Source organism: Ensifer sp. CCNWLY38 (genome assembly GCF_037120565.1).
GTDB lineage: Bacteria > Pseudomonadota > Alphaproteobacteria > Rhizobiales > Rhizobiaceae > Ensifer > Ensifer adhaerens_H.
On record NZ_JBBBBO010000003.1, the window covers coordinates 47676 to 72366 of the forward strand.

The window sequence follows — 24691 nt, forward strand, 5'->3', positions numbered from 1 at the left end:
GCTCAATCCTTCCCACTGTCCATGAGGATCTGCAGTTTGATGTCGGTTGGCCGGGCTGAGGCGGCTCGATCGAAGGCTTTGATGCTGTCTTCGAACCGGAACGTGTCTGTGATCAGCGGCTTCAAGTCGACCTTGCCCGATGCGATCAGCTGCAACGCGCGGTCGAAGATATTGGCGTAGCGGAACACCGTTTCGATGCGGACCTCCTTCGAGATCGCGCCGGGAACGTCGAACTGAACGGCTTCGACCGGCAGACCGACCAGCACGATGGCGCCGCCCGGTCGAACGAGATCGAAGATCCCCGAAAAGGCTTTGGCACTGCCGCTTGCTTCGAACACGATGTCAGCGCCCCAGCCGCCGGTCTCGGTAGCGATGACGTCGGCAAAGGCGCGATCAGCGATGTTGACCGGGATGATGCCCGGATATTGGGCGGCGATCGCCAGCTTCTCGGCGCTGAAATCGGAGATGAAGACGCGGCTGCAGCCGCCCGCAAGGGCTGCCAATGCCACCATGATGCCGATCGGGCCGCAGCCGATGACCGCGGCGACATCGCCGGGGGCGATGCGGGCGCGGGCGGCCGCCTGCATGCCGATGGCGAAGGGCTCGACCATCGCCCCTTCGGCAAAGGAGACGTTATCAGGGAGCTTGTAGGTGAAGGCGGCCGGATGGACGGCGAAAGGAGCCAGGACGCCATGCACTGGCGGTGTCGCCCAGAAGCGCACCTTGGGATCGACATTGTAGATGCCGAGCTTGGAGGCGCGGGACGAAAGATCCGGAACGCCTGGTTCCATGCAGACGCGGTCGCCAACTTGAAGCGTTTCGACATTGCTGCCGACCGCGACGACGGTGCCGGCCGCCTCGTGGCCGAGCACCATCGGTTCGCGCACCACATAGGGGCCGATGGCGCCGTGGGTGTAATAGTGCACATCGCTGCCGCAGACGCCGACCGTGTGGATGGCGATCTTGACGTCATCCGGGCCGAGTTCCAGCGGGAGATCGATCTCCCTGAGCGCGAGCTTGCCTTTTTGCTCGAGGACCAACGCTTGCATGAAGGACTTCCTTGTTTTTCCAGTCTCGGGTTTCATTGGGTCTTGCGCTTGAAGGCGCTGTTGAGCATGCCGCTTAGGACCCCGATGAAGAGCAGCGGTGGAATGGAGAGCAGCACGACGGAGGCGTTGAGGATGCCCCAGGGCACGTCACGGCCGAGCTGGGTCAGTTCCGAGGCGACGATCGGCAGCGTCTTGGCGTCCGACGTCGTCAGCATCAGTGCGATCAGGAACTCGTTCCAGACGAGCACGAAGGCAAAGGCGACGGCGCCAATTAGCGAGCGGAGTGCGATCGGCAGCGCAATCAGGAAGAAGATCGCGTAGGGTCCGTAGCCATCGACGCGGGCAGCTTCCTCGACTTCCTTCGGCACCCGGGCAAAAGCCGGAACGCTCAGCCAGATGATGGTCGCAAGCGTCAGCAGCGAATAGGTGACGATCATCGACAGGCGCGTGTCGTAAAACCCGAAGTCGAGCCAGATCACCATCAGCGGAATGGCGATCGCGACCGGCGGCAGGAACCGTAGTGACAGGACGAAGAACTGGATGTCGCGCGACCAGCGGTTGGGATAACGCGCGATCGCATAGGCAGCGGGAAGGCCGAGTGCCGCGCCGATCAGAACCGCAGCGCCCGATATCAGCAGCGAGTTGACGAGGCCGGCAAAGACGCTTTCACGGCCGAGCACATAGGCGAAGTTGTCGAGTGTCGGCTCGAAGATGAAGAGCGGCGTCGGCGTAACGATGTCGACGCGGTTCTTGAAGGCATTGAGCGCCGTCCAGACCATCGGAAAGACGGCGGAGAAGGCGGCGAGGCCAAGGATCAGCCGACCGACCAAGCGGCCAACGGTGTGGGCGGTCATCACTGAACCCTCTTCCAGATGAAGGTGAAGGCGATCGAGGTGGCGATCATCATCAGAACGGCCATGCTCGAGGCATAGGAGATGCGGCCGGACTCGATGAAGCCTTGCGAGAAGGCGTACATGTCGAGCGTCTCAGTCGCGATGCCGGGGCCGCCGCGGGTCATGACGTAGATCAGGTCGAAGGCGCGCAGCGACTCGATCATCTTGACGAAGGCGAGCGAGATCAGTGGCGCCTTCAGCATCGGCAGGGCGATGAAGGCGTAGATCTCCCAGGTGCGGGCATGGTCGAGCTTTGCTGCCTCGAACGGCTGCGGCGGCAGGGTTTCCAGAAGCTTCAGCACGATGACGGCGAAGAACAGGCCCCATTGCCAGACGTCGACGAGCGCGACGGTCGCAAGTGCGGTTGCCGGATTGGAGAGCAGGTCGAGCGGCTGGCCTGTGATCGCCTTGTAGGGATAGGTTGCGATGCCGTAGAGCGGATGAAAGGCGAACTTCCAGACGAAGGCGGCCGAAACGCGCGGCAGGATCACCGGCACCAGAAACAAGAGCGCCAGCATATTGCGGGTGCGCGGCGAGACGCATTCGAACAGAAGGATGCCGAGGCCGACGGCGATCAGAAGCGTCATGCCGACCGTCACCGCTTCCCAGGTCAGGGAGACGCCGATGGCGTTGACGAAACGCCGATCCGAGAACAGGTCGATATAGTTGGCGAAGCCAATGAGGCTGCCGTCCGGACGGCTGAGCTCCCGGTTCTGGAAGGAAATGTAGATCGCATAGGCCGTCGGCACGAGGGCCAGGACGGCGAGGATCCCCATGGCCGGGGTGAGGAACACCGCCGGCAGGTTGTTTTTCTGCTTCATGTGAGACGTCCTACGGCTTGTCGCGCCGATGGTGCGGCGGTCCACCGGCGCGGCTTTCTGCCTGCCGATGGACCTGGGAGGAGCGGTGTTATTGGCTGCGGGCAACCAGGTCCTTGGCGAAGCCGTCGAGCTCGTCGAGGCCTTCCTTGATGTCGCTGCGCGTTCCGGTGATCAACTCTTCCAGGATGATGCCCCAGCGATCGCCGAGGTCAGGCCATTGCGGACTCTGCCAGAAATTGACGGCGGTGAGCTTGCCGGTGTCGGCCAGCGCCTGGCCGAGATCGGGGCCATAGAGCTCGGCGAATTTCGGGCTGGTCATGATGCTGGTGCGGTTGAGTTCGCTGAACTGATTGGCCTCGAGCCGCCGCGCCTCGTTTTCCTTGGAGGTCGCCCAGGCGATGAACAGACCGGCGCAGGCCTTGGAAGCCTCGTCCTTGTTGGCCTTGGTGCCGATCGCCAGACCGTGGCCGTAGCCGCCGCCCGTCAGCGGTGCCGGCGGCGGCAGGTAGCCGACCTTGCCGGCGACCTTGGAGGATTTCGGATCGATCGCCATGCCGACGAGCGGGGTGGATTCGATCAGCATAGCCACCTGGCCGGATGTGAATGCGCCGACCGCCTCGTCCCAACCACCGGTCTGGCTCCCCGGTGCCGAGTATTTGAACAGTTCGAGATAGGTTTCGGTCGCCTTGACCGCCTGCTCGCCATCGAAGACGGGCGTCTTGCCGTCGAACCAGTTGCCGCCAAAGCCTCTGAAGAACGGCATCCAGCGCCAGACATTGGCGCCCGAGCCGCGCTGGCCGCGAAGTGCCGTGCCATAGATGCCCTGGTCCGGTTGATTGAGTTTCTTGACCGCAGCGACGTATTCGTCGAGCGTCTTCGGCGGCGAAATGCCGGCCGCTTCGAGCAGGTCCTTGCGGTAGACCATCAGGTCGCCGCCACCGGTGACCGGAGCGAACCAGACCTTGCCGTCATAGGTCGCGACCTTTTGGCGACCGGGGTCGAAGTCGGCATAGTCGTAGTCTGCGGGATAGTAGTCCATCAGCGGCGCGACCCAGCCGGCGGACGCGAACAGCGCCACATTGGCCTCGTCGATGTAATAGACATTGTATTTGCCAATGGTCGAAGCGTCGGCCTTGGTCTTGGCGCGCCGGTCGTTTTCGTTGAGATAGTCGATCTCAAAGGATGCGCCGCCCGAGAGCTTTTCGAATTCGGACTTGTAGTCCTCGAGCAGCGTCAGGCCGTCACGCGGCTGGGCGAGCACCTTGATCGTGCCGGAGCATTCGGCAGCGACCGCAACAGTCGTCAGGCCGGTGGAAAGAAGGCATGCGAAGGCGATGCTCGAAACGAGTGTCTTGGCTTTTGTCATTGTGAAAAGACCTCCCCAGGTCTGCGATGCGCGCCGGATACTCCTCAGATCCAGTGCGTTTTCCTCATAGCGAACCGTTTCGCCAGGTTCGATGATAGGCCTTACGCTCCGCCGAACTAGCGTGCGCGATGCGGCTGTTCTGTACTTTTTTGCAGAAAATTGCCATATGCTAGCCGTTTGCAGCGCAGCAAACGCAAGGATTCATCGCCTGGGTGGGTGAAACGCGCCTAGGAACGGGAAGTACGACGCTGGCCCGTCAGCCGCCGGTAGGCCGAAGGCGTCATCTTGTGCTGGCGCAGGAAGGTGCGGTTGAAATTGGAGATGTTGAGGTAGCCGACCTCGAAGCAGATGTCGGTGATCGGCATGTCGGTTTCGGCCAAAAGCTTGCACGCCTGCCAGATGCGCAGCTTGTTGACGTGGTCGGTAAAGGTGTTGCCGGTGTTCTTCTTGAAAAAGCGGGAAAAGGCGGTCTCGCTCATCCCGGCGCGCCTGGCGAGGTCGGCAAGGTGGATGTCGGTGGCGATGTTCTCGTAGATGAAGGCCAGAGCGCCACGCAGCACGTCGAGCGATTGCTGGTCGAGCTCCGGCGCGAACTCGGGTGAAGAGAGCAGCTCGTATTCTTCCGTGTTCACGAGAAGGTCGAGAAGCTGGATGAAGAGCGAGAACCGCGAGAACCCCGCAAGGCCTCCCATGCGTTCGATCAGTTCGGCGCCCGTAGCACGGGCCTCGCCGTGAAACACCAGCCCGCGTTCGGCGCGGGCGAAGAAGGTCTCGAGTTCCGCGAACTCCGGCAAGGCGTCGGTGATCTCGCGCATGCGGTCCGGATGGAACTGGATGACGATGTCGCGACCTTCGATGATTTCGTCGGGCTCGGTCGCCGTCACCCAGTCATGCGGCAGATTGCTGCCGATGACAGTGAGGTAGCCCGGATCGAACTGGCCGATGTGATCGCCGACGAAGGCGAGGCCCGAAGCTTTCCGGATGAGATGGATCTCGATCTCCGGGTGGAAATTCCAGACGTTGCGCTCCCAGGGATAATCGTCGAGACGCCAGAGGAACGTCTCGTTGACGTTGGTGACGATGTGCTCGAAGGTCGGCGGATTGGTTGCGAGCGAAGTGAGCCTCGCCGGCGGGCGCTTGGAGCTTCGCGCCGTACTCATCGCCCAACTCTTGTTCGCGCGGTGTCGATCGATCGTCTCCTTTGGAGGGGGCGGCTCGCCTAGAATCCGAAGCCGCCCACACTTACCGGAATTGTTCAGGCGCGCTCCGCCCAGATTTTCGCCAGCTCGACGAGTGTCTTGACGCTGCGCTCCATGTCCTGGCGGCTGACCCATTCGAGTGGCGAGTGGAAGGCGTGGCCGCCGGCAAAGAGGTTGGCCGAAGGCAGGCCCATGAAGGAGAGCCGCGAACCGTCGGTGCCGCCGCGGATGCTGCCGCGCACCGGCTGCATGCCGGCGCGGCGGATCGCCTCGATCGCATTCTCGACGATTTCGGGATGTCGGTCGAGCACCGCCTTCATATTGCGGTACTGTTCCTTGACCTCGAAGCTGTAGGTCGAGCCGGGATAGGCGGTCATCACGTCCTTGACGATCGCCTCGAGCATGGCCTCCTTTTTGGCCAGCCCAGCCTCGTCGAAATCACGTACGATGAGACCAAGCTGCGCCCTGTCCATCGACCCGGTCACACCCGTCGGATGCACGAAGCCGTCGCGGCCTTCCGTGCCTTCGGGCGATACATCACGCGGTAGCCGGCTAATGATTGCACCGGCGATCTTGATGGCATTCTCCATCTTGTCCTTGGCAAAACCGGGATGGATGGCAACGCCGTGGATGATGATCTCGACGCCATCGGCAGAGAAGGTCTCGTCCTCGATATGCCCCGCCGTTTCGCCGTCGACCGTGTAGGCGAATTCGGCACCAAGCTTATTGAGGTCGACCTTGTCGACGCCGCGGCCGATCTCCTCGTCGGTGGTGAACAGCAGCTTGATCGTGCCGTGCTTGATTTCGGGATTGTCGACGAGGGTCTGCGCGGCCGTGACGATCTCGGCAAGGCCGGCCTTGTCGTCGGCACCGAGCAGCGTCGTGCCGTCTGTCGTGACGATGTCGTTGCCGATCTGGTCGTTCAAAACAGGGTGATCGCTAACGCGGATAACCTGCTGCGGGTCGCCCTTTAGCCGGATGTCGCCGCCCTGATAGTTGCTGACGATCTGCGGCTTGACGTTCGTGCCGGTGAAATCGGGTGCCGTGTCCATATGCGAGCACCAGCAGATGACCGGCACTGGCTTGTCCACATTTGAAGGAATGGTGGCGTAGACATAACCGTTTTCGTCGAGATGGGCGTCGGCAAGACCGATCGTCAGCAATTCCTCGACGAGCACGCGGCCGAGGTTCTTCTGCTTTTCCGTCGACGGCTGCGTCTTCGACTTGGGGTCGGATTGGGTGTCGATAACGACATAACGGAGGAAGCGGTCGAGAACGGTATCGGTCATGAGCGGGATCCAATGCTGGTGGGCGTGGAATCGCTATACTCCCGCCGCATGAATTCTCAAAATCGGAATCGATGATGAAGCGCCAGAGCGCGCAGGGTCATTTGATGTCAATGCTTCAACGATCTTCGCGTGTGTGCCAGATACGGAGGATGTAGATCGTTGTCTCATGAATCTCGTAGCGCATCTCGTAGTGACCAACGAGCAAACGGCGAACTTCGCGGGGTGCGAATTCGTCCAGCCGCTCGCCGAGACGGGGCTGCTCGACGAGATGGGTCGGAGCGACAACCAAGGATTGGACGGTCCGCGCCGCCGCCTTTCTGTTGACCGGCGCCAGAAACTCGAAAAGGCGCGCCAGATCGGACAGCGCCTTTTGCGTCCATTTCAGCTCCATCATCGCGGAACGGTAAGCGGTGTGTCGCTGTCGAGACTCTCGGCCCAGGCCTGTACGGCCTGGTGATCGATGACGCCCCCGGCATCGACATCGGCAAGAGCCTCCAGCGTCAATCGGCGTCGTTCTTCTTCCTGGTCTACCCAAGCCGCAAGCGCCTGCTTGATGATCCAGCCGCGCGGTCTCTCCAGACGGGCGGCGAGCTGGTCGACCTTTTCCGCAAGCGGCAACGGAACGTGCGCGGTCAGCACTTTCGTTTCCATGAGCATCTCCGATAATCAGCTTTAATCATAGCGATTAAAACTGATTAAGTCGACTGTCCTATGCTTTGGTATCTCGTAGCGCATCTGCCGCCGCGGCCAAGAAGATTAGTAAGGACCGCCTGTTCGCGCTACCTCGGCATTGCCTTGGCCGCTCCTGAAGTCCGCAGCCAGACGCGAGGTTGCGCCGACCAGCAGGCCGACGTCGTTGCCGACGGCGACGAAGGTGGCGCCGAGTTCGAGGTAGCGGCGTGCGAGCGCCTGATCCGAGGTCAGGATACCGGCGGCCTTTCCGTGAGACTGAATGCGCAGCAGCGCCGCTTCGACCGCTTCTTGCACTTCCGGCGCGCCGGGCTTGCCGAGGAAACCCATGTCGGCTGCAAGGTCGGCCGGGCCGATGAAGATGCCGTCGACGCCGTCGGTGCTGGCGATCTCGTCGAGGGCCGCGAGACCGGCGCGGCTTTCGATCTGCAGGAGCAGGCAGATCTCGTCATTGGCCGTCTGCAGGTAATCCGGGATGCGGTTGAAGGCGGACGCCCGCGCAAGGGCCGCGCCGACGCCGCGCACGCCATGCGGCGGGTAGCGCACGGCGCGCACCAGTGCCCGGGCCTGCTCGGCGCTTTCGACCATAGGCACCAGCAGCGTCTGTGCGCCGATATCGAGGATCTGCTTGATCATCCAGGTTTCGCCGATCGGCGGCCGGACGATGGCGTGGCTTGGCGAGGCTGCGAGCGCTTGAAGCTGTGCCGCGAGAAGCGGCACGTCGTTCGGGGCGTGCTCGGCATCGAGCAGAAGCCAGTCGAAGCCGGCGCCGCCACAGACCTCTGCGGTATAGGGATTGGCGAGCGCCAGCCAGAGCCCGATCTGCGTGTGTTTCTCGGCGAGAGCCTGTTTGAACGGATTGCGGGGAGCGGGCATGGGCGGTCCTATTCGAAGAAGCAGCTGACGGTGCCGGATGGTCCGAAATCGGCGACGATGGTATCGCCATGGCGGGCCTCGACCGGACGGATGAAGGAACCGGCAAGCACGATCTGTCCGGCCTCGATGCGGTCGCCGTAAAGCGAGAGACGATTGGCGAGCCAGGCAATGCCGCGGGCCGGATGGTTGAGCACGCCAGCGCCGAGCCCGGTCTCCTCCACCTCGGCATTGCGCGAGACGATCGCGCCCATCCAGCGCATGTCGATCGCGTCAGGCCGCATCTGCCGGCCGCCGAGCACGATGCCGGCATTGGCGGCGTTATCGGAGATGGTATCGACGATGGTGCGTGCCTTCTTGGTTTCCGGATCGACGCGCAGGATGCGGGTGTCGAGGATTTCGAGCGCCGGCGTGACGTAATCCGTGGCGTTCAGCACGTCGAAAACCGTGACGTTGGGGCCGGCAAGCGGCGCCTTCATCACGAAGGCGATCTCGGCCTCGATGCGCGGCTGAATGAAACGATCGCCCGGAATGCGCGCGCCGTCCTCAAACAGCATGTCATCGAAGAGCACGCCGGAATCAGGGATATCGATATTCAGCGCATATTGCATTGCCTTTGAGGTGAGGCCGATCTTCCAGCCGATCACCCGTCGTCCCCTGGCGATCTTCTGTTTCACCCATGCGGCCTGCACCGCATAGGCGTCATCCATGGTCATCTCGGGATGCTTGAGCGAGAGCAGGCCGGTCTGGACGCGTTCTCGTTCGGCGCTGTCGAGTGCGGCTGCGGCCGCCTCGATATGGGACTTGTCAAGCATAGGTCAGGCCTCGTCGGCGATCGGGTTGATGAGCGTGCCGATGCCTTCGGCTTCGACCTCGACGACATCGCCGGGCTTCAGCCAGATCGGCGGATCGAAGCGGGCGCCGGCGCCCGTCGGAGTGCCTGTCACGATGACGTCGCCCGGAACCAGCGTCGTGAAAGTCGAGACATAGTTGATAATCCTGCGGAAGGAAAAGATCATCCGGCTGGTGCGGTCCTGCTGCCGCACCTCGCCGTTCACCCGCGTTTCGAGCTTGATATCGGCAAGCTGGGCTTCATCGGTGAAGGGCACCAGCCAGGGGCCGATCGAGCCGGTTCGGTCGAAGTTCTTGCCCTGGGTGACGTTGAATTTGGCGTGGCGCACCCAGTCGCGGATCGTGCCTTCATTGCAGAGTGACAGCGCGGCGATGTGGTCGAGTGCTGACGCCTCCGGAATCCGGCGCCCGCCCTTGCCGATGACGATGACGATCTCGCCTTCGTAATCGAGCTGCGCGCTCTCGGGCGGGCGGACCAGCGGCTGCCCGTGCCCGGTGAAGGAGCGCGGGAAGCGGATGAACAGCGATGGATTGGAAGGTGCCGCCTGGCCGTCCTTGTATTCCTCATTGCGGTCGGGGAAATTGACGCCGACGCAGATGATTTTTTCGGGCGCCGGTACCGGGATTTCGTAGCGGATTTCATCAAGGGTGACGTCGGCCGCCAGTCCCGCCGCATCGTCGACAAGCCGGGCGAGCGCGCCCGCCTCGATCACCTCACGTAGCGTCGGCCAGATCGATCCGTGCCGCTTCGACAGGTCGACGACACCATCGCCGGAAGCGAGGCCATAGCCGTTTTTGCCACCAACCGAGAAACTCACAAAACGGGGGTGGTTCATAGGGCCGCTTCCGTATTCTTTCGATGGTTGTTCAGCGCACCGGCGACTTCGGTGATCACCTCGAAGGCGGTGTCGGCGTCCTCTTCGGTCATGTCGAACTGACCGGCCTGGAACCGGATCGCAACGTGGCCGTCGACGCGGGTTTGCGTCAGGTAGATGCGGCCATCGTCATTGATCGCATTGACGAGCGCAATGTTGTGAGCGTCCGGATTCCCTTGACTGCGGTGGCGGAACGAAAACAGCGACAGCATCGGCTCCGTGACGATCTCGAAATCCTTGTGCTTCGCGAGCCGCACCGCCAGTTGCTCGGACCAGCGCACATGGTTGCGGATCATCGTCTGCAGCCCTTCGAGCCCATGGAAGCGCAACAAAAACCAGAGTTTCAGCGCCCGGAAGCGCCGGCCAAGTGGGATCGTCCATTCCGAATAGTTGATGATGCCGTCGCGGCCATGGGTCTTCAGATATTCCGGCTGTATCGCCAGGGTTTTGACCAGATCGTCCGGGCTGCGGATGAAATGCGCCGAGCAGTCGAACTGCGCGCCCAGCCATTTGTGCGGGTTGAAGACGATCGAATCCGCCTTCTCGACGCCGGCCCAGAGTTCCCGGAATTCCTCGCAGATCATCGCGGCACCCGCCCAGGCGGCATCGACATGGACGTAGAGACCATGCGCGTGCGCGATGCGCACCACCTCGGCGATGTCGTCACAGGCGCCGGTGCTCGTCCCGCCGGTGCAGGCGATCACGCCCGCCGGCAGCAGCCCCGCCGCCTTGTCCCTGATAATGGCCGCTTCGAGCGCGCTTGCGTCCATCGCGCGGCGCGGCCCTCTTGCCGGAATACGCACGAGGTTTTCTTCGCCGACGCCTGACACCCAGATCGCCCGGTCGATCGAGGTATGGACCTGGTCGGAGGAATAGATTCGAAGTTGCGGCTGGCCTGCGAGGCCTTTCTTGTTGCCGTTCCAGCCCAGCGCCTTCTCGCGCATAACCAGCACGGCAGAGAGCGTCGCCGATGAGGCCGAATCCTGGATCACGCCGGAGAATCCCTCCGGCAGGCCAATCGCCTGGCGCAGCCAGTCGATCACCTTTGTCTCGAGCTCGGTCGCCGCCGGCGAGGTTTGCCAGAGCATGCATTGCGCCGCCATGGCGGTGACCAGATACTCGGCGACGACCGAGACGGGTGCGGCATTCGCCGGGAAATAGGCGAAGAACCGCGGGTGCTGCCAATGGGTCATGCCGGGCAGGATGATCTTCTCGAAATCCTCGAAGATCGCTTCCATGTCCTCGCCCGTCTGCGGCGGCCGCGACGGTATCTGGGCGGCAATCGCACCCGGTGCCGTCTGGGCCCGAACCGGCCGGCCGCGCAGTGATGCCCGATAGTCGGCACCCCATTGCGCCGCCTTCAGCGACCATTCTCCAAAAGTCTTCTGATCCATCTGCTTCCTCCCGTCCTGCTCTCTTGGCCGTACCCGATCCCTGTTGCCAACTGTCAGGGCGCGATGATCGGTTGGGCTTTCAGGATCGAGTCCCGTATCTCGGCACCGGCAAAGGCGCTGCCTTCCTCGAACCAGGATTTTGGCGCCGGCGCGCCCCAGAGGGTCTGCCGCTGCGGATCCTTCAGGTCCCATTTGATCGGCTCGAGATCGGGATCGACTGTCTGGTAGTCCGAGCAATAGATCTCGATGCGGTGGCCGTCCGGATCGCGGACATAGAGGAAGAAGGCATTGGAGATGCCGTGCCGGCCTGGGCCGCGCTCGATATTGGCGAGCCAGCCGGAGGTCGACATCAGGTCGAGCAGGTCGATGATATTGAGCGGCGTCGGCACCCAGAAGGCCGTGTGGTGCAGGCGCGGTCCGCGACCGTTGGTAAAGGCGATGTCGTGCACGCCACCCTTGCGGTGGGTCCAGGCGGCCCAGAGGCGGCCGGTTTCCTCGTCGGCGGTGTATTCCGTTACCCGGAAACCGATCTCGTTGTAGAAGGCGACGGCCTCGTCGACATCAGGCGAGAAGCAGTTGAAATGATCGATGCGCAACGGCTTCACACCGCGATAGAGCGCGTATTTCTGGTGGATCGGCGGCAGGCGGTCCATCTTCGAATAGAATTCGAGCGGGATGCCCTGCGGGTCACGGGTGCGGAAGGTGCGCGACTGGTAGGGACGCTCGATCCACTCGACCGGTAGGTCCTTGGCCCTAAAGAAATGCGCCGCCTTTTCGAGATCCTCGTCACCATAGACCTTGAAGCCCAGGTCACGGGCCTCGGCAGTCGCCGCCTTCTTCAGGATGATGCAATGGTGGCCACGCTCCTCCATGGCCCTGAGATAGATCGTGTCCGCCGTCTCGTCGGTGACCTGCAGGCCGAGCACATCCACATAGAAGGCGCGTGACTTGGCGAGATCGGTGACGGCGAGCTCCACATGGCTCAGCCGCACGATGTTGAAGGGCGGATAGAGGTTCGGTTTCGGCAAGGGCATTGATGTCTCCTCCAGATTTTTCTGCCAGCGCGCTCAGCCGCCGAGCTTGGCGATCGCATGCGCCGAGCTGGCAAAGGCGATGTTCTTGGTTTCCATATAAAAATCGAACGACCAGTCGCCGCCGTCGCGGCCGATGCCCGAGCTCTTGACGCCGCCGAAGGGCGTCGGCAGGTGGCGCACGTTCTCCGAGTTCACCCAGATCATCCCGGCTTCGAGGTGATCGGTAAAGCGGAAGGCGCGGGTGACGTCAGAGGTCCAGAGATAGCCGGTCAGGCCGTATTGCACATCGTTGGCGATCGCCAGTGCCTCCGCCTCGTCCTTGAACGGGATTGCCGTAAGCACCGGCCCGAAGATTTCCTCCTGGGCGATGCGCATGGTGTTGTTGGCACCGGTGAAAAGCGTCGGGGTGACATAGCAGCCACCGCCCGGACCGGCGAACTTCTCGCCGCCAGCGGCAACAGTAGCACCTTCCTCGCGGCCGATGCGAATGTAATCGAGCACCTTCTTCTCGTGCACCGGATGGATGAGCGGGCCGACGACGGTTTCCGGGTCGAGTGGGTGGCCGACCTTGATGCGCTTCGCCTTTTCGGCAACGAGTGCGGTGAACCGATCATAGATGCTCCCCTCGACCAGCAGGCGCGAGGACGAGGTGCAGCGCTCGCCGTTCAGCGAGTAGATCATGAACACCGCCGCATCGGCAGCGCGCTCGAGGTCGGCATCGGCAAAGACGATGACCGGGTTCTTGCCACCGAGTTCGAAATGAACGCGCTTCAGCGTGTCGGCTCCCTGCTTCATGATCATCGAGCCGGTGCGGCTCTCGCCGACGAAGCCGATCGCCTTGATATCGGGGTGCTCGGTGAGCGCGCGGCCGGCATCTTCGCCGAAGCCGTTGACGAGGTTCCAGACGCCCTTCGGCAGTCCCGCATCCTCGGCGATCTCCACCAGCAGCCGCGCCGTCAGCGGCGAGAATTCCGCCGGCTTGTGCACGACCGTGCAGCCGGCGGCAAGCGCAGGCGCAATCTTCCAGGTCGACAGCATGAACGGCGTGTTCCAGGGGGTGATGATGCCGACCGGGCCGATCGGCACGCGTGTCGTCATGTTGATCTGGTTGCCGCCGCGCAGCACCTTGCCGTCGCGCGCCTCCGGCGCCCGGTCGGCGAAGAAGCGGAAATTCTCGGCACCCCGCAGCGCCGCCTTGGCCATGAACTTCAGCGATTGTCCGGTGTCCATGCACTCGACAAAGGCGATCTCTTCGGCGCGGGCAACGATCGCGTCGGCAATCTTGTGAAGCAGTTTCTTGCGCGTTTCGCCGGGCATAGCGGCCCATTCGGCGAAAGCAGCCTTCGCGGCCTTTGCCGCCCGGTCGATATCGGCAGCCTTGCCGCGGGCGATCCTTGCAAGTGGCTTCAAGTCAACAGGCGAGATCGTCTCGAAGGTTTCGCCGTCAAGCGCGGGCACCGCTTCGCCGTTGATGTGATTGAGCACGCCTCCGCTCTTGAAGCGGGCGAGATAGCCTTCCGACTTGGCGAGGTTTTCATCGAGCTTGGACATGGTGTTCTCCGATGCTGGCGCAGACTTTCGCCGCGCGCTGCTGTGCTTTGGGGAGGGGCTGCGCCTAGCCTTTGGTGGCGCGCAGCCGGGGGTGAATGGCGTTCTTTTTCCAGCTCAGATCCGGGTCGATCTCCCGAATCTCCAGGCTGAGAGCGAAATGCGGCGTCTCGAAAAGCATCGCGAGTTCATCGCTGACGGCCTTGAAAATGGCTTCCCCAGTCGACTTCTTCTCGGCTTCGCTGCGGCCGCGACCGATGCGGAAGGACAGGTCGATGAAGCCATTGTCCGGCACAAGGTCGGCGATCGCATAGTCGGCGCTGCGGATCGTGCGCACCCTGATGGCGCCGAGCTCGAAAAGGCCGGTGCCGAGGATCGTCTTGTGGACGGTCCGGCAAAGTCGGGCGAAGTCGACGCGGTTGTCGAGATTGCCTGAGTATTCGATTGTCAGGTGCGGCATCTTTCCTCCCGATGCGCTCTCATATATTTAACACGTTAACGAAATCGATGGCGGTGTCAAGAAGGTCGAAGTCTCTGCCCGCGCCTGCCAATTGCAGAACGAAAGAAAATGTCCGATAGAACGCTCATGAGCCGCGAGAAAACCCCTGCTGACCTTGGCCACGACGCCCTTTTGCCGCACAACACCCGCCGTTCGCTGCCGATTGCCCTGTTGCGGGCACGCGAAGCGGTCATGGCGCATTTCCGGCCGATGCTGGCGCGCCACGACATTACCGAGCAGCAATGGCGGGTGATCCGTATCCTTGCGGAAGCCGGCCGCGTCGATGCGTCGGAAATGGCCGACAAGGCCTTCATCCTGGCGCCGAGCCTCACCCGCATCATCCGCTCGCTCGAGGAGCGGGGCCTGATCACCAAGCACAAGGATGCCGACGACGGCCGGCGCGTCCTCCTGGAGATTGCACCCGAGGGCATGCGGGTGATCGCCGACGTCAGCCCCGAGAGCCGTGCGATCTACGAGGACCTCGAAACCCGCTATGGCCGTGAGCGCGTCGAAGTCCTGCTCGACATGCTGGACGAACTGGCCAGCCTCAACGACTGAGTGCTTCGGATACTTCACGATCATATGAAACCCAGCTCTCGTGCGAGCGCCAGCGTCTCGTCGGCGTAGCGCAAGACACGCTCGCGGGCGCCGGGTAGTTCCGGCCGCGCAGAGAACCAGCCGATATAGGTGAGGCTGCGAAGCACGAGGAACAGCGGCAGGCTGGACAGCGTCTCGGCGCTGAGCGCGCGCCGGCTGCGATAGCCTGATATCAAGGCCGTCTCGATCATCCCGTAAGCCGGCTCGCGCCGATTCTTCAGCAGGGTGGTGGCGATGTCGAAAAGGCGCAAACCGTAACCCGCGTCGTCGAAATCGATGAATTTGACCCCCGCCTCGCCGACCAGCACATTTTCCCGAACGAGGTCCGCATGGATCAACCCGAAATCCTTAGCCGGAGTCGGCAGAGTTGCGACGCGCCGCCTGAGGTCACCGCGCAAAGCCGAAAGCGCCATGGCTTGCGCTGACGACAGACCCTCGCAATCCCAGAAGCGTCCCCAGAGCGGCCGCTCCCCAAGCAGGCCGTCCTCATCCCAGGCCGGACGCCAGAAGCCCTCGGTCGGCGTCCAGCCGTCGGCGAGATTGTGCATCTCGGCCATGGAGGCGCCGAGCGCCGAGAAGATCTCGACGAGCCTCTCGGGTGAGTGGGACAGCGGTTTACCGCTTTCGCCCAACGGCTCTCCATCCATCCAGTTGATCGCATCGGCATGCTGTGCGGCAAACGCGCCACCTTCAGGCAGGGCGACAAGCGAGCGCCCGTCCGTCGTCGCGATCGGTCGCGGCACCGCAAGGCCGCCGTTGCCGAGTGCTGCCATCCATTGCAGTTCCGAGCGCAGTGCCGCCGCACTGTGATAGCCGGCACGGTGGAGGCGCAGCGCCGCCGGGCGACCATCGGCCAGGTGGACGCGAAACACGGCGTTTTCCCGGTACTTCAGCAACTCCGGCTCTTGGTCAGCAACGCCCCAATGGGCGAGCGCCTGGCGAGCCCGGTTGTCGAGCGCGTCACGAAAGGGTTTCGGCAGATCCGCAGACATCAGCCGCTCACAGACCGGAAAGCACGTCGTCGAGCGTCGACAGCATGAGATCCGCGTTATCGCGGGTAAATGGCATCGGCGGACGGATCTTCGTCGTGCACTGGTGGATGCCGAGCTTGCCCATCAGCACGCCGCGGTCGCGCATGTCGTTGATCACCTTCGTTGCGAGCGTGCTCGCCGGCGTCTTTTCGGCGCGATCGGTGACGAGTTCCGCACCGAAGAACAGGCCGCTGCCCCTGATGTCGCCGATCATTCCATGTTTGTCCGCAAGCCGCGCGAGGCCGGCCTTGGCATAGGCGCCGACTTGGGCGGCGTTCTCGATGAGGTTTTCGTCTGCGATCACATCGAGCACGGCCATGGCCGCCGCACAGGACACCGGATTGCCGCCGAACGTGTTGAAGTAGCGAAACGCCTTGCGGAAGGCGTTGAGCGTTTCGGCGCCCGCCACGACGCCGCCGATCGGGTGGCCGTTGCCCATCGGTTTTCCGAGGGTGACGATATCCGGAACGAAGCCCGCCTTCTGGTGCCCCCACATATGGCCGCCGGTGCGGCCGAAACCGGGCTGGACCTCGTCGGCAATGACGAGCCCGCCCGCCTTTCTGACGGCGGCGACCGCACCATCGAGAAAGCCCGCCGACAGGTCCGGAAATCCTTCGTTGGCGAAGAAAGGATCGATGATCAGCGCCGAAAAGCCGTGCGGGCTTTGCTGCAACGAGGCGATCGCTTCCTCGACCTTGGCGGTGAAAGCCGCGGCAAAGGCAGCACCCGGCTCGCCACCGAGCGGCCGGTAGCTGTCGGGCGCCGGCACGTGGCGGACATGGCCACCGAAGCCGCCGACCGGCGGCATGCGGGTCGAGAGCTGTGACACGGCGGTCGTGTTGCCATGATAGGTATGGTCGGTGGCGATCACGCCGGTCCTGCCGGTCACCGCCTGGGCCATGCGTAGCGCGACGTCGTTCGCCTCGCTTCCGGTGCAGGTCAGGATCGCCGTATCGAGGCTATTGTCGAAGGTGGCGGTCAGCCGCTCGATATAGTCGAGAATGCCTTCGTGCAGGTAGCGGGTGTGGGTATTGAGCGTCGAGGCCTGCCGGGCGATCGCCTCGCTCACCCGCGGATGGCAATGGCCGACATGCGGCACATTGTTGTAGCAGTCGAGATAGCGGCGACCGTCGGCGTCAAAAAGCCAGACGCCTTCGCCGCGCACGAGATGCACCGGCTCCTCGTAGAACAGCGACATGTTGCGCCCGAGCAGCCGCTCGCGGCGCGCAATCAGGTCCCGGTTTTCGCCCATCGCGCTAGCCCCGTGCTGCGCTAAGGCCGGCATCGAGCGCCGAGAGGATACGGGCGACGTCGCCTGCGGTCACGATGAGCGGCGGCGACAGGATGACGTTGGCGCCTGACGTGCGCACCATGACGCCGGCATCATAGGTCACGTCCTGAACCTTCTGGACGACATCCTTTGCGGCACCGGCCTTCTTCTCCCTGTCCGAGACGAGTTCGATCGCACACATCAGCCCCTTTCCGCGCACGTCGCCGATCAATTCGTGTCGGCTCTTTAGAGCTTCGAGACCGGCGATAAGCTCTTCGCCACGTGCCTCGGCATTCGCCGCCACGTTGTGCTTACGGGTTTCCTTCAGGGTTGCGAGTGCGGCCGCAGCACCCACCGGGTGGCCGGAATAGGTGTAGCCGTGGCCGATCGAGCCCGCAGCCGTCTTGTTGCTTTCGAAAGCCTCGGCAACCTTGTCCGAGATCATCACGGCACCGAAAGGGTAATAGCCGTTGGTGATCGCCTTGGCGGTCGACATGAAATCCGGCTTCACGCCAAAGAGGCGTGAGCCGGTCCAGGCGCCGGTACGGCCGAAAGCGGTGATCACCTCGTCGGCGATCAAGAGGATGCCGTGCCGGTCGCAGATCTCGCGCATCAGCGGCATGAAGGTCTCGTGCGGCACGATCACGCCGCCGGCGCCGAGCACCGGCTCCATGATCAGCGCGGCGATCGTGTCTGCGCCCTGGAAAGCGATCTCGTCCTCGAAGAGCCGCGCGATCGCCCTGGCGATTGCAGCACCATCGGTCGTGTCGAAGGGGTTGCGATAGGTGTAGGGCGCCGGAAGGTGGTAGACGCCCGGCAAGAGCGGCTCGTAGTTGCGGCGGAAATTGGCGTTGCCATTGACCGAGGCGCCGCCGAAATGGGTGCCGTGGTAGCCCTTCTTCAGTGCGACGAACTTGGTGCGTTCCGGTTGGCCATTGAGCTTGTGGTACTGGCGGGCGAGGCGCAGGCAGGTCTCGACGGAGTCCGAACCGCCCGAGGTGAAGAACGAGCGCGTCAGCCCATCCTCGCGGAACCATTCGGCGAGCTCGTAGGAAAGCTCGATCAGCGGTGAGTTGGTGGTGCCGCGAAACGTCGAGTAATAGGGCAGCTCGTCGAGCTGGCGACGGATCGCTTCCTTCACCGGTTCGCAGGAATAGCCGAGGTTGACGTTCCAGAGACCGCCGACCGCATCGAGCACCTTTTTGCCGTGGATGTCGACGATCTCGACGCCTTTGCCGGCATTGATGATGCGCGGTGGCGTTGCCTGCATCTCGGCCGGGTGCGCCATCGGATGCCAGAGATGGCGGGCGTTGTTCTCGATGAGGAAGTTGGTTTCGCGCATGGTCATGCTCCTGTCAGTTCAAGGCCGAGCATCTGAAGCGCTCTGGCGTAGCTTTCTGCGGGTCGGGTGACGTCAAAATGGACGTGAGGCAGGCCGACGGCCCGCGCACCCTCGATGTTCTTCAACTGGTCATCCACGAAGACACAGGCCTCGCGCGGCAAATTGAGCTGGCTCAGCACCAGCTCGTAGGCGCGCGGATCCGGCTTCAGGATGTTGGTGTAGGTGGCGTCGACGATCGTCTCGAAGAGTTCGATCAGCGGAAAGCGCTCACGGAACGCGACGCCGTAGAAGAGGTCGAGCTCGTTGGAGAGGATCGCGAGCCGGATGCCTGCCCTGTGAGCCGTGAGGATTGCGTCGCGTGCCTCGGGCCGCAGCACCAGTCCCGGTTCGGCCCCACGCGCCCGCTCCACGAAGGTCTTCATGTCGCTCCAGTCTTCACAAAGCAGGCGGCCGACCTCGCGGGTGCGTTCCGTCCAATAGTCCCGTTCGGTAATCTCGCGCCGCTGCATGGCAGCCCAGAGCGGGTCGGTTGCGGTTTCGAATGGACCGCGCCAGGTGAGCGTGCCGGGCGCGAGCCCGAGCGCACGTTCGGTGATGTCGTGGGTCTCGAACAGCGTGCGGGTGACGACGCCACCGAAATCGAGGATCAGTGCCTTGTCCGTCATGGTGTTCGTCATGGGCGACCCTCGGGCACGATGCCGCGCGCCACCCAGTCGTCGAAGATCGCAAGCGCAGCTTGTGAGAACGCCGGCGCATTGATGTGGCTATCGACCTCGTGCAGGGCGACGCCTGAGGGGATCTGCCGGCGCATCTCCTCGATGAAAGCATCGAGTGCCTCCGGTTCGTAGAGCGGCTCGTCGGGCTGGTCCCATTCCTGGATCCCCTTGAGCGGCAGGATGAAGGCGACCTCGGCGTTGGTGCCCTTCAGTTTGCCGCCGATGACGCGGGCGATCTCGCGTCGTCCCTCGGAGGATGCGGTGACGGAGCCGAGCAGGCGATTGTGAGCGTGATAGGGGCGGTCGGCGAAGGCTTGCGGAACGGGCTGCCAGGCCGGCAGGTCGACCATGTCGACCGCGCCGGGCGCGACGATCTGCGGGATGCCGGCTCGTCCGGCATTTTCCAACCGGTCCGGGCCGGAGGTGACCACGGTGCCGTGGTGATGGTTGCTGACCTCCTGGATGCAGAAGTCGAAGACGGCGGTGAATCCTTTTTGCGCCGCGATCGCCTCGAAGGCGCGGCCGCCCATGCCGGTCGAATGGAAGACAGCGACGTCGTAGCCGCGGCGTTCCAGTTCCGGCTTCAGGTATTTCATGTATTTGAGGCAGCTCGAGCCGAGCGAGGTCATGCCGATCAGCGGCCGCGATCCGTCCGGCCTCGTGCCGAACCGGGCAGCGCCGACGACCGCGCCGCAGGCCTGGGAAAGAACGGAGCGGCAGATGCCGTTGAGGCCGTAGAGACCGCCGGCCCAGAGGATCATCATCAGGTCGGGAGCAATGCGCTCCGGCGGCAGCAGGTGCGAATAGGCGATGGTCGAGACGATGAATTTCGGCACACCGAGCGGCAGTGCGGCGGCGACGTCGAGGGCGAGATCCGTGCCCATCGAGCCGCCGAGGATGATGACGCCATCGGCCTGGCCGCTTTCATAAAGGGTGCGGGTGAGGGCGGCGGCACCCTCCGCCATCAGCGCCATGGCGCTGTGTTCGTCGCCGCTGGCCGCAATCGCTTCAATGGTGACACCCGCGGCTTCGGCGATGTCATGGCGCGAATATTCGGGCACATAGGGCGGATCGCCGAGAATGCTGACATCCATCATGACAGGCAGGCCGCCGGCTTCGCGGATGACGGACGCCATGAACTGGAGTTCGTCGCACTTGGTGTCTCCCGTACCCACGACCAGGATATTGGGGAGACGGTTCATGGCATTCATCAGCCGGCCCTCCTTGCCAGCGGATCGGCAGCAACCTGCTCCAACCCGAACAGTCTTTCGGAAATGCGTCTCGCCGCCGCCATCGCGGCGCGCCCCATCTTTTCCACCGTCTCCTTGTCGGCCCGCGTTGCGGGGGCTGCGATGGCGATCGCGCCGACCGGTGTGCTGCCTGGCGCGCGGATCGGTGCGGCGACACTGACGACGCCGGTTTCGAGCCCGTGATGGCAGATCGAGTAGCCGCGCCGGAGGGTCTCGCCCAGGGTCTGGCGCAGGACTGCGGGCTCCGTCAACGTCTGATCGGTAAAGGCCTTGAGCGGCGCCGACAGGGCCGCGTCGATGTCCTTCGGCGGGCAGAAGGCAAGGAAGCCAAGACCGGACGCGGTCGCGTGGAAAGGCAGGATGCTCCCGACATCGACTATGACGCGGTGGGCCCGCTGCGAGTCCTCCACGTGAACAGTCGAAAGGCGGCCGGCGGCGTATTCAGAAAGGTGAACGGTCTCGCCCGCTAGGCTCGCAAGCTCCCGGGCGAAGGGGGTCGCCACGCTCAGATAGGGGAAGCGCGCCTCACGGATACGGGCAAGCCGCACAGGCGCTCCGCCCAGACGATAGCGCCGGGTCTCCGCGTCCTGCTCGACGAAGCCGTGCTTTTCCAGTTCGACGAGAAAGCGCCGGGCAGTTGCCTTGTCGAGCCCGCAATGCCGCGCGATATCGCTGAGACCTGCTTCTTTCTCGAGCCGCGAGATCGCGTCAAGCAAAGTCAGGGCCTTACCGATGGTGCTCATCCATTCCTCCGTCGTTGAGCGCCGTCGCAAGTCATCTCTGCCTGTTCCCTTTCATGGGGCGGTGCGTCCGCCCTCGTGGTTGTCTCTGGCCGAGATACTTAACATGCGAAATAACTTGACAGGGCCGAACGCTTTTTGCAAGTCTATATTTGAAGCTAAGGTTCATATATTGAACCGAAAGACTTGCGCGGCCAAGACAAAAACAAATCCCCGCGCTTCAAGTCCGCTTCAGGGAGCTGCCGCCGGAGAGAAGGACCGGAGGCGAAAAGGCGCACGCGCCAACCAGGGGAGCCTAAGACCATGACCAATCCATCCTCGCCCGTGACCGGGGCGAACCAGTTGCGCAAGAACGCCCTCGGCGTCGGCGCGGTCACCTTTCTCGTCGTATCCGCTGCCGCGCCGCTGACAGCGGTCGCCGGCGGCGTTCCGCTGTCGATGCTGCTTGGCAACGGTGCCGGTATTCCCGGCACCTTCCTGCTCGTCACGTTGATCCTGCTGTTGTTTTCCATCGGCTACGTCGCCATGGCGCGGCATATCCGCAATGCTGGCGCCTTCTATGCCTATACGGCCCAGGGCCTCGGTGGGCTGATGGGCGGCGCCGCGGCAATGATCGCCATCCTTGCCTACAACGCCATGCAGATTGGCGTCTTCGGCCTCTTCGGCGCCGCGACGGCGGGGCTCTTCGCCGGCTTAGGGGTCGATCTGCCCTGGTGGGTCTGGACGTTCGTGGGCATCGCCGCCGTCGGCGTGCTCGGCTATCGCCGGGTCGACCTCTCTGCCAAGGTGCTGACCGTCCTCGTCATCCTCGAATATCTCGTCGTGCTCGTCATCGATATCGCGATCCTCGCCAAGGGCGGCGACAGCGGGCTGACGGCGGTCTCGTTTACGCCCACGGCCATTCTGTCCGGCTCGCCGTCGATCGGCATTCTCTTCTGCTTTGCCGCCTTCATCGGCTTCGAGGCGACGACGATCTACAGTGAAGAAGCCCGCGAGCCTCACAAAACGGTGCCGCGCGCGACCTATATCTCAGTGCTGATTATCGGCGTCTTCTACATGTTCACCTCCTGGCTGATGGTGAATGCGGCCGGTGCCGACAAGCTGGTGCCGGAACTGCAGGGCCTTGCCGATCCGACCACCTTCCTCTTCGGCCTTGCCGAGCGTTATGCCGGCGGTTGGTTGCCGCCGCTGATGAACTTGCTCTTCGTCACCAGCCTGTTCGCCGGCGTGCTGGCGTTCCACAACGGTGTTGCCCGGTATCTCTACGTCGCCGGCCGCGAACGGCTGCTGCCCGCCTCGATCGGCGTCACCCACCCGGTCTACCACAGCCCGCATGTCGGCTCGCTGATCCAGACCGTCATCGCCGTCCTCGTCGTGGCACTCTTTGCGGCGACGGGTCAGGATCCGGTGCTGGCGCTGTTTTCGTGGCTGACGAATGTCGGCACGCTCGCCGTCATGACGCTGATGGCCTTCACCGCCTTTGCGATCGTCGCCTTCTTCAGCCGCAATCCCGGCCTCGAACGGAACCCGCTGGTGACCAAGGTCATTCCCATCGTCACCGGCCTGATCCTCGTTGCCGTCATCATCGCGATCGCAGTCAATTTCGGCGATCTGGCGGGCGCCACCGGCATGCTCGCCGTGTTCCTGCCGGGCCTTGTCGTGATCTTCGGTGTCATCGGTCTGGCGCTTGCGGCATCGCTGAAGTCGGGCAATCCGATCGAGTTCGCCCGCCTTGGCGCAGGCCAGGAGATCTGATCGCTGCCATGCAGTTCCCGGAACGACGCCAAGCGGCTTCCGTCCGAAACTGCGTATCACCTAAGAAGGGATGGCGGGCCCTCCGCCGTCCCGGCAATGCAAACGGGACCGGACATCATGCAGGACAAGATCGACCAATTGCGTAGCCTCGCCGTCGAGGGCCAAAAGCTGTTCATCAACGGCCGCTGGCGGGAGAGCCTATCCGGCGAAGCGCTTGACGTCGTCTCGCCGATCGACGGCAGTCACCTGACGACGATAGCAGACGCGGGCGCGTCCGACGTCGACGCGGCGGTCCGTGCCGCGCGCACCATTTTCGAAAAAGGAAGCTGGTCGAAGGCGGCTCCCGCGTTCCGCAAGAAGGTGCTCACGCGCATTGCCGAAATCATCGAAGCGCAGGCGCTGGAGCTTGCGGTCCTTGGTGTGCGCGACAACGGCACCGAAATTTCGATGGCACTGAAGGCCGAGTCGGGCAGTGCCGCCGGAACCTTCCGCTACTATGCCGAGGCGCTCGACAAGGTCTATGGCGAGATCGCGCCGACCGCCGACAGCATTCTCGGCCTCGTGCATCGCGAACCGATCGGCGTGGTCGCCGCGATCGTTCCCTGGAATTTCCCTTTGATGATCGGCGCCTGGAAGATCGCGCCGGCGCTCGCCGCCGGCAATTCCGTGGTGCTGAAGCCGGCGGAGGGCGCCTCGCTCAGCTTGCTCAGGCTCGCCGACATCTGCGCCGAAGCCGGCCTGCCGGAGGGCGTCCTGAATGTCGTGACCGGGCGGGGTGCGACGACGGGTGAGGCTATCGGGCTGCATGACGATATCGACGTGCTTGCCTTCACCGGCTCCGGCAGCGTCGGCCGCCGGCTGCTCGAATATTCGGCGCGCTCGAACCTGAAACGCGTCTATCTCGAACTCGGCGGCAAGTCGCCGAACGTTGTCTTTGCCGATGCACCGGATCTCGATCAGGCCGCACGCATCTCCGCCTATGGCATCTTCCGCAATTCCGGCCAGGTTTGCGTCGCCGGCTCCCGGCTGCTGGTCGAGCGCTCCATTCACGAAGCCTTTGCCGAGAAGGTGGCGGCGATTGCGGCATCGATGAAGGTCGGCGATCCGCTGCTTCTTTCGACCGAGGCTGGCGCGATTTCGAGCGAGATCCAGCTCCAGAAAAACCTCGAATTCGTTCGCGGTGCCGAGGCCGAAGGCGCGCGGCTGCGCTCTGGCGGCAAGCGCATCCTTGAAGAGACCGGCGGCTTCTACATGCAGCCGACCGTCTTCGACGTTCAGCCTGAAATGAAGCTGGCGAAGGAAGAGGTCTTCGGGCCGGTACTTGCAATCATCCCCTTCGACGACGATGCCGACGCACTCCGGATCGCCAATGCGACCGACTATGGCCTGGCGTCGGCCGTCTGGACTGCAAACCTGTCGCGCGCGCACCGGATGGTGCGCGGCATCCGCGCCGGGGTCGTGCACGTCAATACCTATGGCGGCGCCGACAACACGGTGCCGCTTGGCGGTGTCAGGCAGTCCGGCAACGGCCATGACAAGTCGCTGCATGCGCTGGACAAGTACACCGACCTAAAAACCGCCTGGATCCAGCTCTGACCGGGCTTGCGG

At 63.4% G+C, this 24691-nt stretch carries 24 protein-coding genes; 3 read left to right on the forward strand and 21 right to left on the reverse strand.

From position 1 onward, the window contains the following. Positions 1–2: 2 nt before the first annotated feature. The 15 genes from V7S54_RS07320 to V7S54_RS07390 all read right to left on the reverse strand — a co-directional run bounded on the left by V7S54_RS07320 (position 3) and on the right by V7S54_RS07390 (position 14343). Positions 3–1049 (reverse strand): NAD(P)-dependent alcohol dehydrogenase, encoded by a 1047-nt coding sequence (locus tag V7S54_RS07320; protein WP_336408076.1) that lies wholly within the window; start codon positions 1047–1049, stop codon positions 3–5. Between the two features lie 32 nt (positions 1050–1081). Further along, positions 1082–1903 carry a carbohydrate ABC transporter permease gene (locus tag V7S54_RS07325; RefSeq protein WP_336408077.1) on the reverse strand — a complete coding sequence of 274 codons (822 nt, stop codon included), beginning with the start codon at positions 1901–1903 and terminating at the stop codon, positions 1082–1084. After that, complete coding sequence (locus V7S54_RS07330; protein ID WP_336408078.1) at positions 1903–2763, reverse strand: carbohydrate ABC transporter permease; 861 nt, start codon at positions 2761–2763, stop codon at positions 1903–1905. Before V7S54_RS07330 ends, V7S54_RS07325 begins: the two co-directional genes overlap by 1 nt. An 88-nt stretch (positions 2764–2851) precedes the next feature. Beyond that, a complete protein-coding gene (locus V7S54_RS07335) occupies positions 2852–4129 on the reverse strand; it encodes an ABC transporter substrate-binding protein (protein WP_336408079.1) in 1278 nt (425 codons plus the stop codon). 227 nt (positions 4130–4356) lie between these two features. Next, complete coding sequence (locus tag V7S54_RS07340) at positions 4357–5289, reverse strand: AraC family transcriptional regulator (RefSeq protein WP_336408080.1); 933 nt, start codon at positions 5287–5289, stop codon at positions 4357–4359. Positions 5290–5384: 95 nt separating this feature from the next. Then, positions 5385–6617, reverse strand: coding sequence for a peptidase T (pepT, locus tag V7S54_RS07345; protein WP_336408081.1), 1233 nt, complete (start codon positions 6615–6617; stop codon positions 5385–5387). Positions 6618–6732: 115 nt separating this feature from the next. Continuing rightward, a complete protein-coding gene (locus tag V7S54_RS07350; RefSeq protein WP_336408331.1) occupies positions 6733–7008 on the reverse strand; it encodes a type II toxin-antitoxin system RelE/ParE family toxin in 276 nt (91 codons plus the stop codon). Further along, complete coding sequence (locus tag V7S54_RS07355) at positions 7008–7268, reverse strand: CopG family ribbon-helix-helix protein (RefSeq protein ID WP_065376726.1); 261 nt, start codon at positions 7266–7268, stop codon at positions 7008–7010. The genes V7S54_RS07350 and V7S54_RS07355 overlap by 1 nt, the downstream gene beginning before the upstream one ends. Before the next feature lie 105 nt (positions 7269–7373). Next, positions 7374–8183 carry a 4-hydroxy-2-oxoheptanedioate aldolase gene (gene hpaI, locus V7S54_RS07360; protein ID WP_336408082.1) on the reverse strand — a complete coding sequence of 270 codons (810 nt, stop codon included), beginning with the start codon at positions 8181–8183 and terminating at the stop codon, positions 7374–7376. An 8-nt stretch (positions 8184–8191) separates the two neighbouring features. After that, complete coding sequence (hpaH, locus tag V7S54_RS07365; protein WP_336408083.1) at positions 8192–8995, reverse strand: 2-oxo-hept-4-ene-1,7-dioate hydratase; 804 nt, start codon at positions 8993–8995, stop codon at positions 8192–8194. Between the two features lie 3 nt (positions 8996–8998). Further along, positions 8999–9868, reverse strand: a complete 870-nt coding sequence (locus V7S54_RS07370) for a fumarylacetoacetate hydrolase family protein (RefSeq protein WP_336408084.1) — start codon at positions 9866–9868, stop codon at positions 8999–9001. Further along, the gene (locus tag V7S54_RS07375) at positions 9865–11301 is read right to left on the reverse strand and encodes a pyridoxal phosphate-dependent decarboxylase family protein (protein WP_336408085.1); all 1437 of its coding nucleotides are present in this window, start codon (positions 11299–11301) and stop codon (positions 9865–9867) included. The genes V7S54_RS07370 and V7S54_RS07375 overlap by 4 nt, the downstream gene beginning before the upstream one ends. Positions 11302–11354: 53 nt before the next feature. Next, positions 11355–12335: a 3,4-dihydroxyphenylacetate 2,3-dioxygenase gene (gene hpaD / locus V7S54_RS07380; RefSeq protein ID WP_336408086.1), complete on the reverse strand. Its 981-nt coding sequence runs from the start codon at positions 12333–12335 to the stop codon at positions 11355–11357. Between the two features lie 33 nt (positions 12336–12368). After that, complete coding sequence (hpaE, locus tag V7S54_RS07385; protein WP_336408087.1) at positions 12369–13886, reverse strand: 5-carboxymethyl-2-hydroxymuconate semialdehyde dehydrogenase; 1518 nt, start codon at positions 13884–13886, stop codon at positions 12369–12371. Positions 13887–13950: 64 nt separating this feature from the next. Beyond that, positions 13951–14343 carry a 5-carboxymethyl-2-hydroxymuconate Delta-isomerase gene (locus tag V7S54_RS07390; protein WP_336408088.1) on the reverse strand — a complete coding sequence of 131 codons (393 nt, stop codon included), beginning with the start codon at positions 14341–14343 and terminating at the stop codon, positions 13951–13953. A 108-nt stretch (positions 14344–14451) separates the two neighbouring features. Between V7S54_RS07390 and hpaR the strand changes: the two genes are divergently transcribed. Continuing rightward, on the forward strand, positions 14452–14940 hold the full coding sequence (gene hpaR, locus V7S54_RS07395; protein WP_057251228.1) for a homoprotocatechuate degradation operon regulator HpaR: 489 nt from the start codon (positions 14452–14454) through the stop codon (positions 14938–14940). A 20-nt stretch (positions 14941–14960) separates the two neighbouring features. Here the strand turns inward: hpaR and V7S54_RS07400 are convergent, their stop codons facing one another. From V7S54_RS07400 to V7S54_RS07425, 6 genes are read right to left on the reverse strand one after another with little or no spacing between them, the layout of a single operon-like run. Further along, complete coding sequence (locus V7S54_RS07400; protein WP_336408089.1) at positions 14961–15971, reverse strand: phosphotransferase; 1011 nt, start codon at positions 15969–15971, stop codon at positions 14961–14963. 7 nt (positions 15972–15978) lie between these two features. Further along, a complete protein-coding gene (locus V7S54_RS07405) occupies positions 15979–17262 on the reverse strand; it encodes an aspartate aminotransferase family protein (RefSeq protein WP_336408090.1) in 1284 nt (427 codons plus the stop codon). A 4-nt stretch (positions 17263–17266) separates the two neighbouring features. Next, positions 17267–18622, reverse strand: coding sequence for an aspartate aminotransferase family protein (locus tag V7S54_RS07410; RefSeq protein ID WP_336408091.1), 1356 nt, complete (start codon positions 18620–18622; stop codon positions 17267–17269). A gap of 2 nt (positions 18623–18624) precedes the next feature. After that, on the reverse strand, positions 18625–19299 hold the full coding sequence (locus tag V7S54_RS07415; RefSeq protein ID WP_442892543.1) for an HAD family hydrolase: 675 nt from the start codon (positions 19297–19299) through the stop codon (positions 18625–18627). Further along, positions 19296–20549 (reverse strand): Tm-1-like ATP-binding domain-containing protein, encoded by a 1254-nt coding sequence (locus V7S54_RS07420; protein WP_336408092.1) that lies wholly within the window; start codon positions 20547–20549, stop codon positions 19296–19298. Before V7S54_RS07420 ends, V7S54_RS07415 begins: the two co-directional genes overlap by 4 nt. Continuing rightward, a complete protein-coding gene (locus V7S54_RS07425) occupies positions 20549–21331 on the reverse strand; it encodes an IclR family transcriptional regulator (RefSeq protein WP_336408093.1) in 783 nt (260 codons plus the stop codon). The genes V7S54_RS07420 and V7S54_RS07425 overlap by 1 nt, the downstream gene beginning before the upstream one ends. Positions 21332–21631: 300 nt before the next feature. Between V7S54_RS07425 and V7S54_RS07430 the strand changes: the two genes are divergently transcribed. Together V7S54_RS07430 and V7S54_RS07435 are read left to right on the forward strand one after the other, a co-directional pair. Further along, a complete protein-coding gene (locus V7S54_RS07430) occupies positions 21632–23083 on the forward strand; it encodes an APC family permease (RefSeq protein ID WP_336408094.1) in 1452 nt (483 codons plus the stop codon). A 117-nt stretch (positions 23084–23200) separates the two neighbouring features. Further along, positions 23201–24679 carry an aldehyde dehydrogenase gene (locus V7S54_RS07435; protein WP_336408095.1) on the forward strand — a complete coding sequence of 493 codons (1479 nt, stop codon included), beginning with the start codon at positions 23201–23203 and terminating at the stop codon, positions 24677–24679. The last annotated feature ends 12 nt before the right edge of the window (positions 24680–24691 follow it).

Bases quoted from the DNA above. Each gene is read 5' to 3' on its own strand.
- V7S54_RS07330 (WP_336408078.1), bottom strand. From the start codon at position 2,763: ATGAAGCAGAAAAACAACCTGCCGGCGGTGTTCCTCACCCCGGCCATG.
- V7S54_RS07325 (WP_336408077.1), bottom strand. From the start codon at position 1,903: ATGACCGCCCACACCGTTGGCCGCTTGGTCGGTCGGCTGATCCTTGGC.
- V7S54_RS07425 (WP_336408093.1), bottom strand. From the start codon at position 21,331: ATGAGCACCATCGGTAAGGCCCTGACTTTGCTTGACGCGATCTCGCGG.
- V7S54_RS07410 (WP_336408091.1), bottom strand. From the start codon at position 18,622: ATGCGCGAAACCAACTTCCTCATCGAGAACAACGCCCGCCATCTCTGG.
- V7S54_RS07370 (WP_336408084.1), bottom strand. From the start codon at position 9,868: ATGAACCACCCCCGTTTTGTGAGTTTCTCGGTTGGTGGCAAAAACGGC.
- V7S54_RS07435 (WP_336408095.1), top strand. From the start codon at position 23,201: ATGCAGGACAAGATCGACCAATTGCGTAGCCTCGCCGTCGAGGGCCAA.
- V7S54_RS07375 (WP_336408085.1), bottom strand. From the start codon at position 11,301: ATGGATCAGAAGACTTTTGGAGAATGGTCGCTGAAGGCGGCGCAATGG.
- V7S54_RS07430 (WP_336408094.1), top strand. From the start codon at position 21,632: ATGACCAATCCATCCTCGCCCGTGACCGGGGCGAACCAGTTGCGCAAG.
- V7S54_RS07340 (WP_336408080.1), bottom strand. From the start codon at position 5,289: ATGAGTACGGCGCGAAGCTCCAAGCGCCCGCCGGCGAGGCTCACTTCG.
- V7S54_RS07355 (WP_065376726.1), bottom strand. From the start codon at position 7,268: ATGGAAACGAAAGTGCTGACCGCGCACGTTCCGTTGCCGCTTGCGGAA.
- hpaR (WP_057251228.1), top strand. From the start codon at position 14,452: ATGTCCGATAGAACGCTCATGAGCCGCGAGAAAACCCCTGCTGACCTT.
- hpaH (WP_336408083.1), bottom strand. From the start codon at position 8,995: ATGCTTGACAAGTCCCATATCGAGGCGGCCGCAGCCGCACTCGACAGC.
- hpaI (WP_336408082.1), bottom strand. From the start codon at position 8,183: ATGCCCGCTCCCCGCAATCCGTTCAAACAGGCTCTCGCCGAGAAACAC.
- V7S54_RS07415 (WP_442892543.1), bottom strand. From the start codon at position 19,299: ATGACGAACACCATGACGGACAAGGCACTGATCCTCGATTTCGGTGGC.
- V7S54_RS07405 (WP_336408090.1), bottom strand. From the start codon at position 17,262: ATGGGCGAAAACCGGGACCTGATTGCGCGCCGCGAGCGGCTGCTCGGG.
- V7S54_RS07400 (WP_336408089.1), bottom strand. From the start codon at position 15,971: ATGTCTGCGGATCTGCCGAAACCCTTTCGTGACGCGCTCGACAACCGG.
- V7S54_RS07335 (WP_336408079.1), bottom strand. From the start codon at position 4,129: ATGACAAAAGCCAAGACACTCGTTTCGAGCATCGCCTTCGCATGCCTT.
- V7S54_RS07350 (WP_336408331.1), bottom strand. From the start codon at position 7,008: ATGGAGCTGAAATGGACGCAAAAGGCGCTGTCCGATCTGGCGCGCCTT.
- V7S54_RS07390 (WP_336408088.1), bottom strand. From the start codon at position 14,343: ATGCCGCACCTGACAATCGAATACTCAGGCAATCTCGACAACCGCGTC.
- pepT (WP_336408081.1), bottom strand. From the start codon at position 6,617: ATGACCGATACCGTTCTCGACCGCTTCCTCCGTTATGTCGTTATCGAC.
- V7S54_RS07420 (WP_336408092.1), bottom strand. From the start codon at position 20,549: ATGAATGCCATGAACCGTCTCCCCAATATCCTGGTCGTGGGTACGGGA.
- hpaD (WP_336408086.1), bottom strand. From the start codon at position 12,335: ATGCCCTTGCCGAAACCGAACCTCTATCCGCCCTTCAACATCGTGCGG.
- hpaE (WP_336408087.1), bottom strand. From the start codon at position 13,886: ATGTCCAAGCTCGATGAAAACCTCGCCAAGTCGGAAGGCTATCTCGCC.
- V7S54_RS07320 (WP_336408076.1), bottom strand. From the start codon at position 1,049: ATGCAAGCGTTGGTCCTCGAGCAAAAAGGCAAGCTCGCGCTCAGGGAG.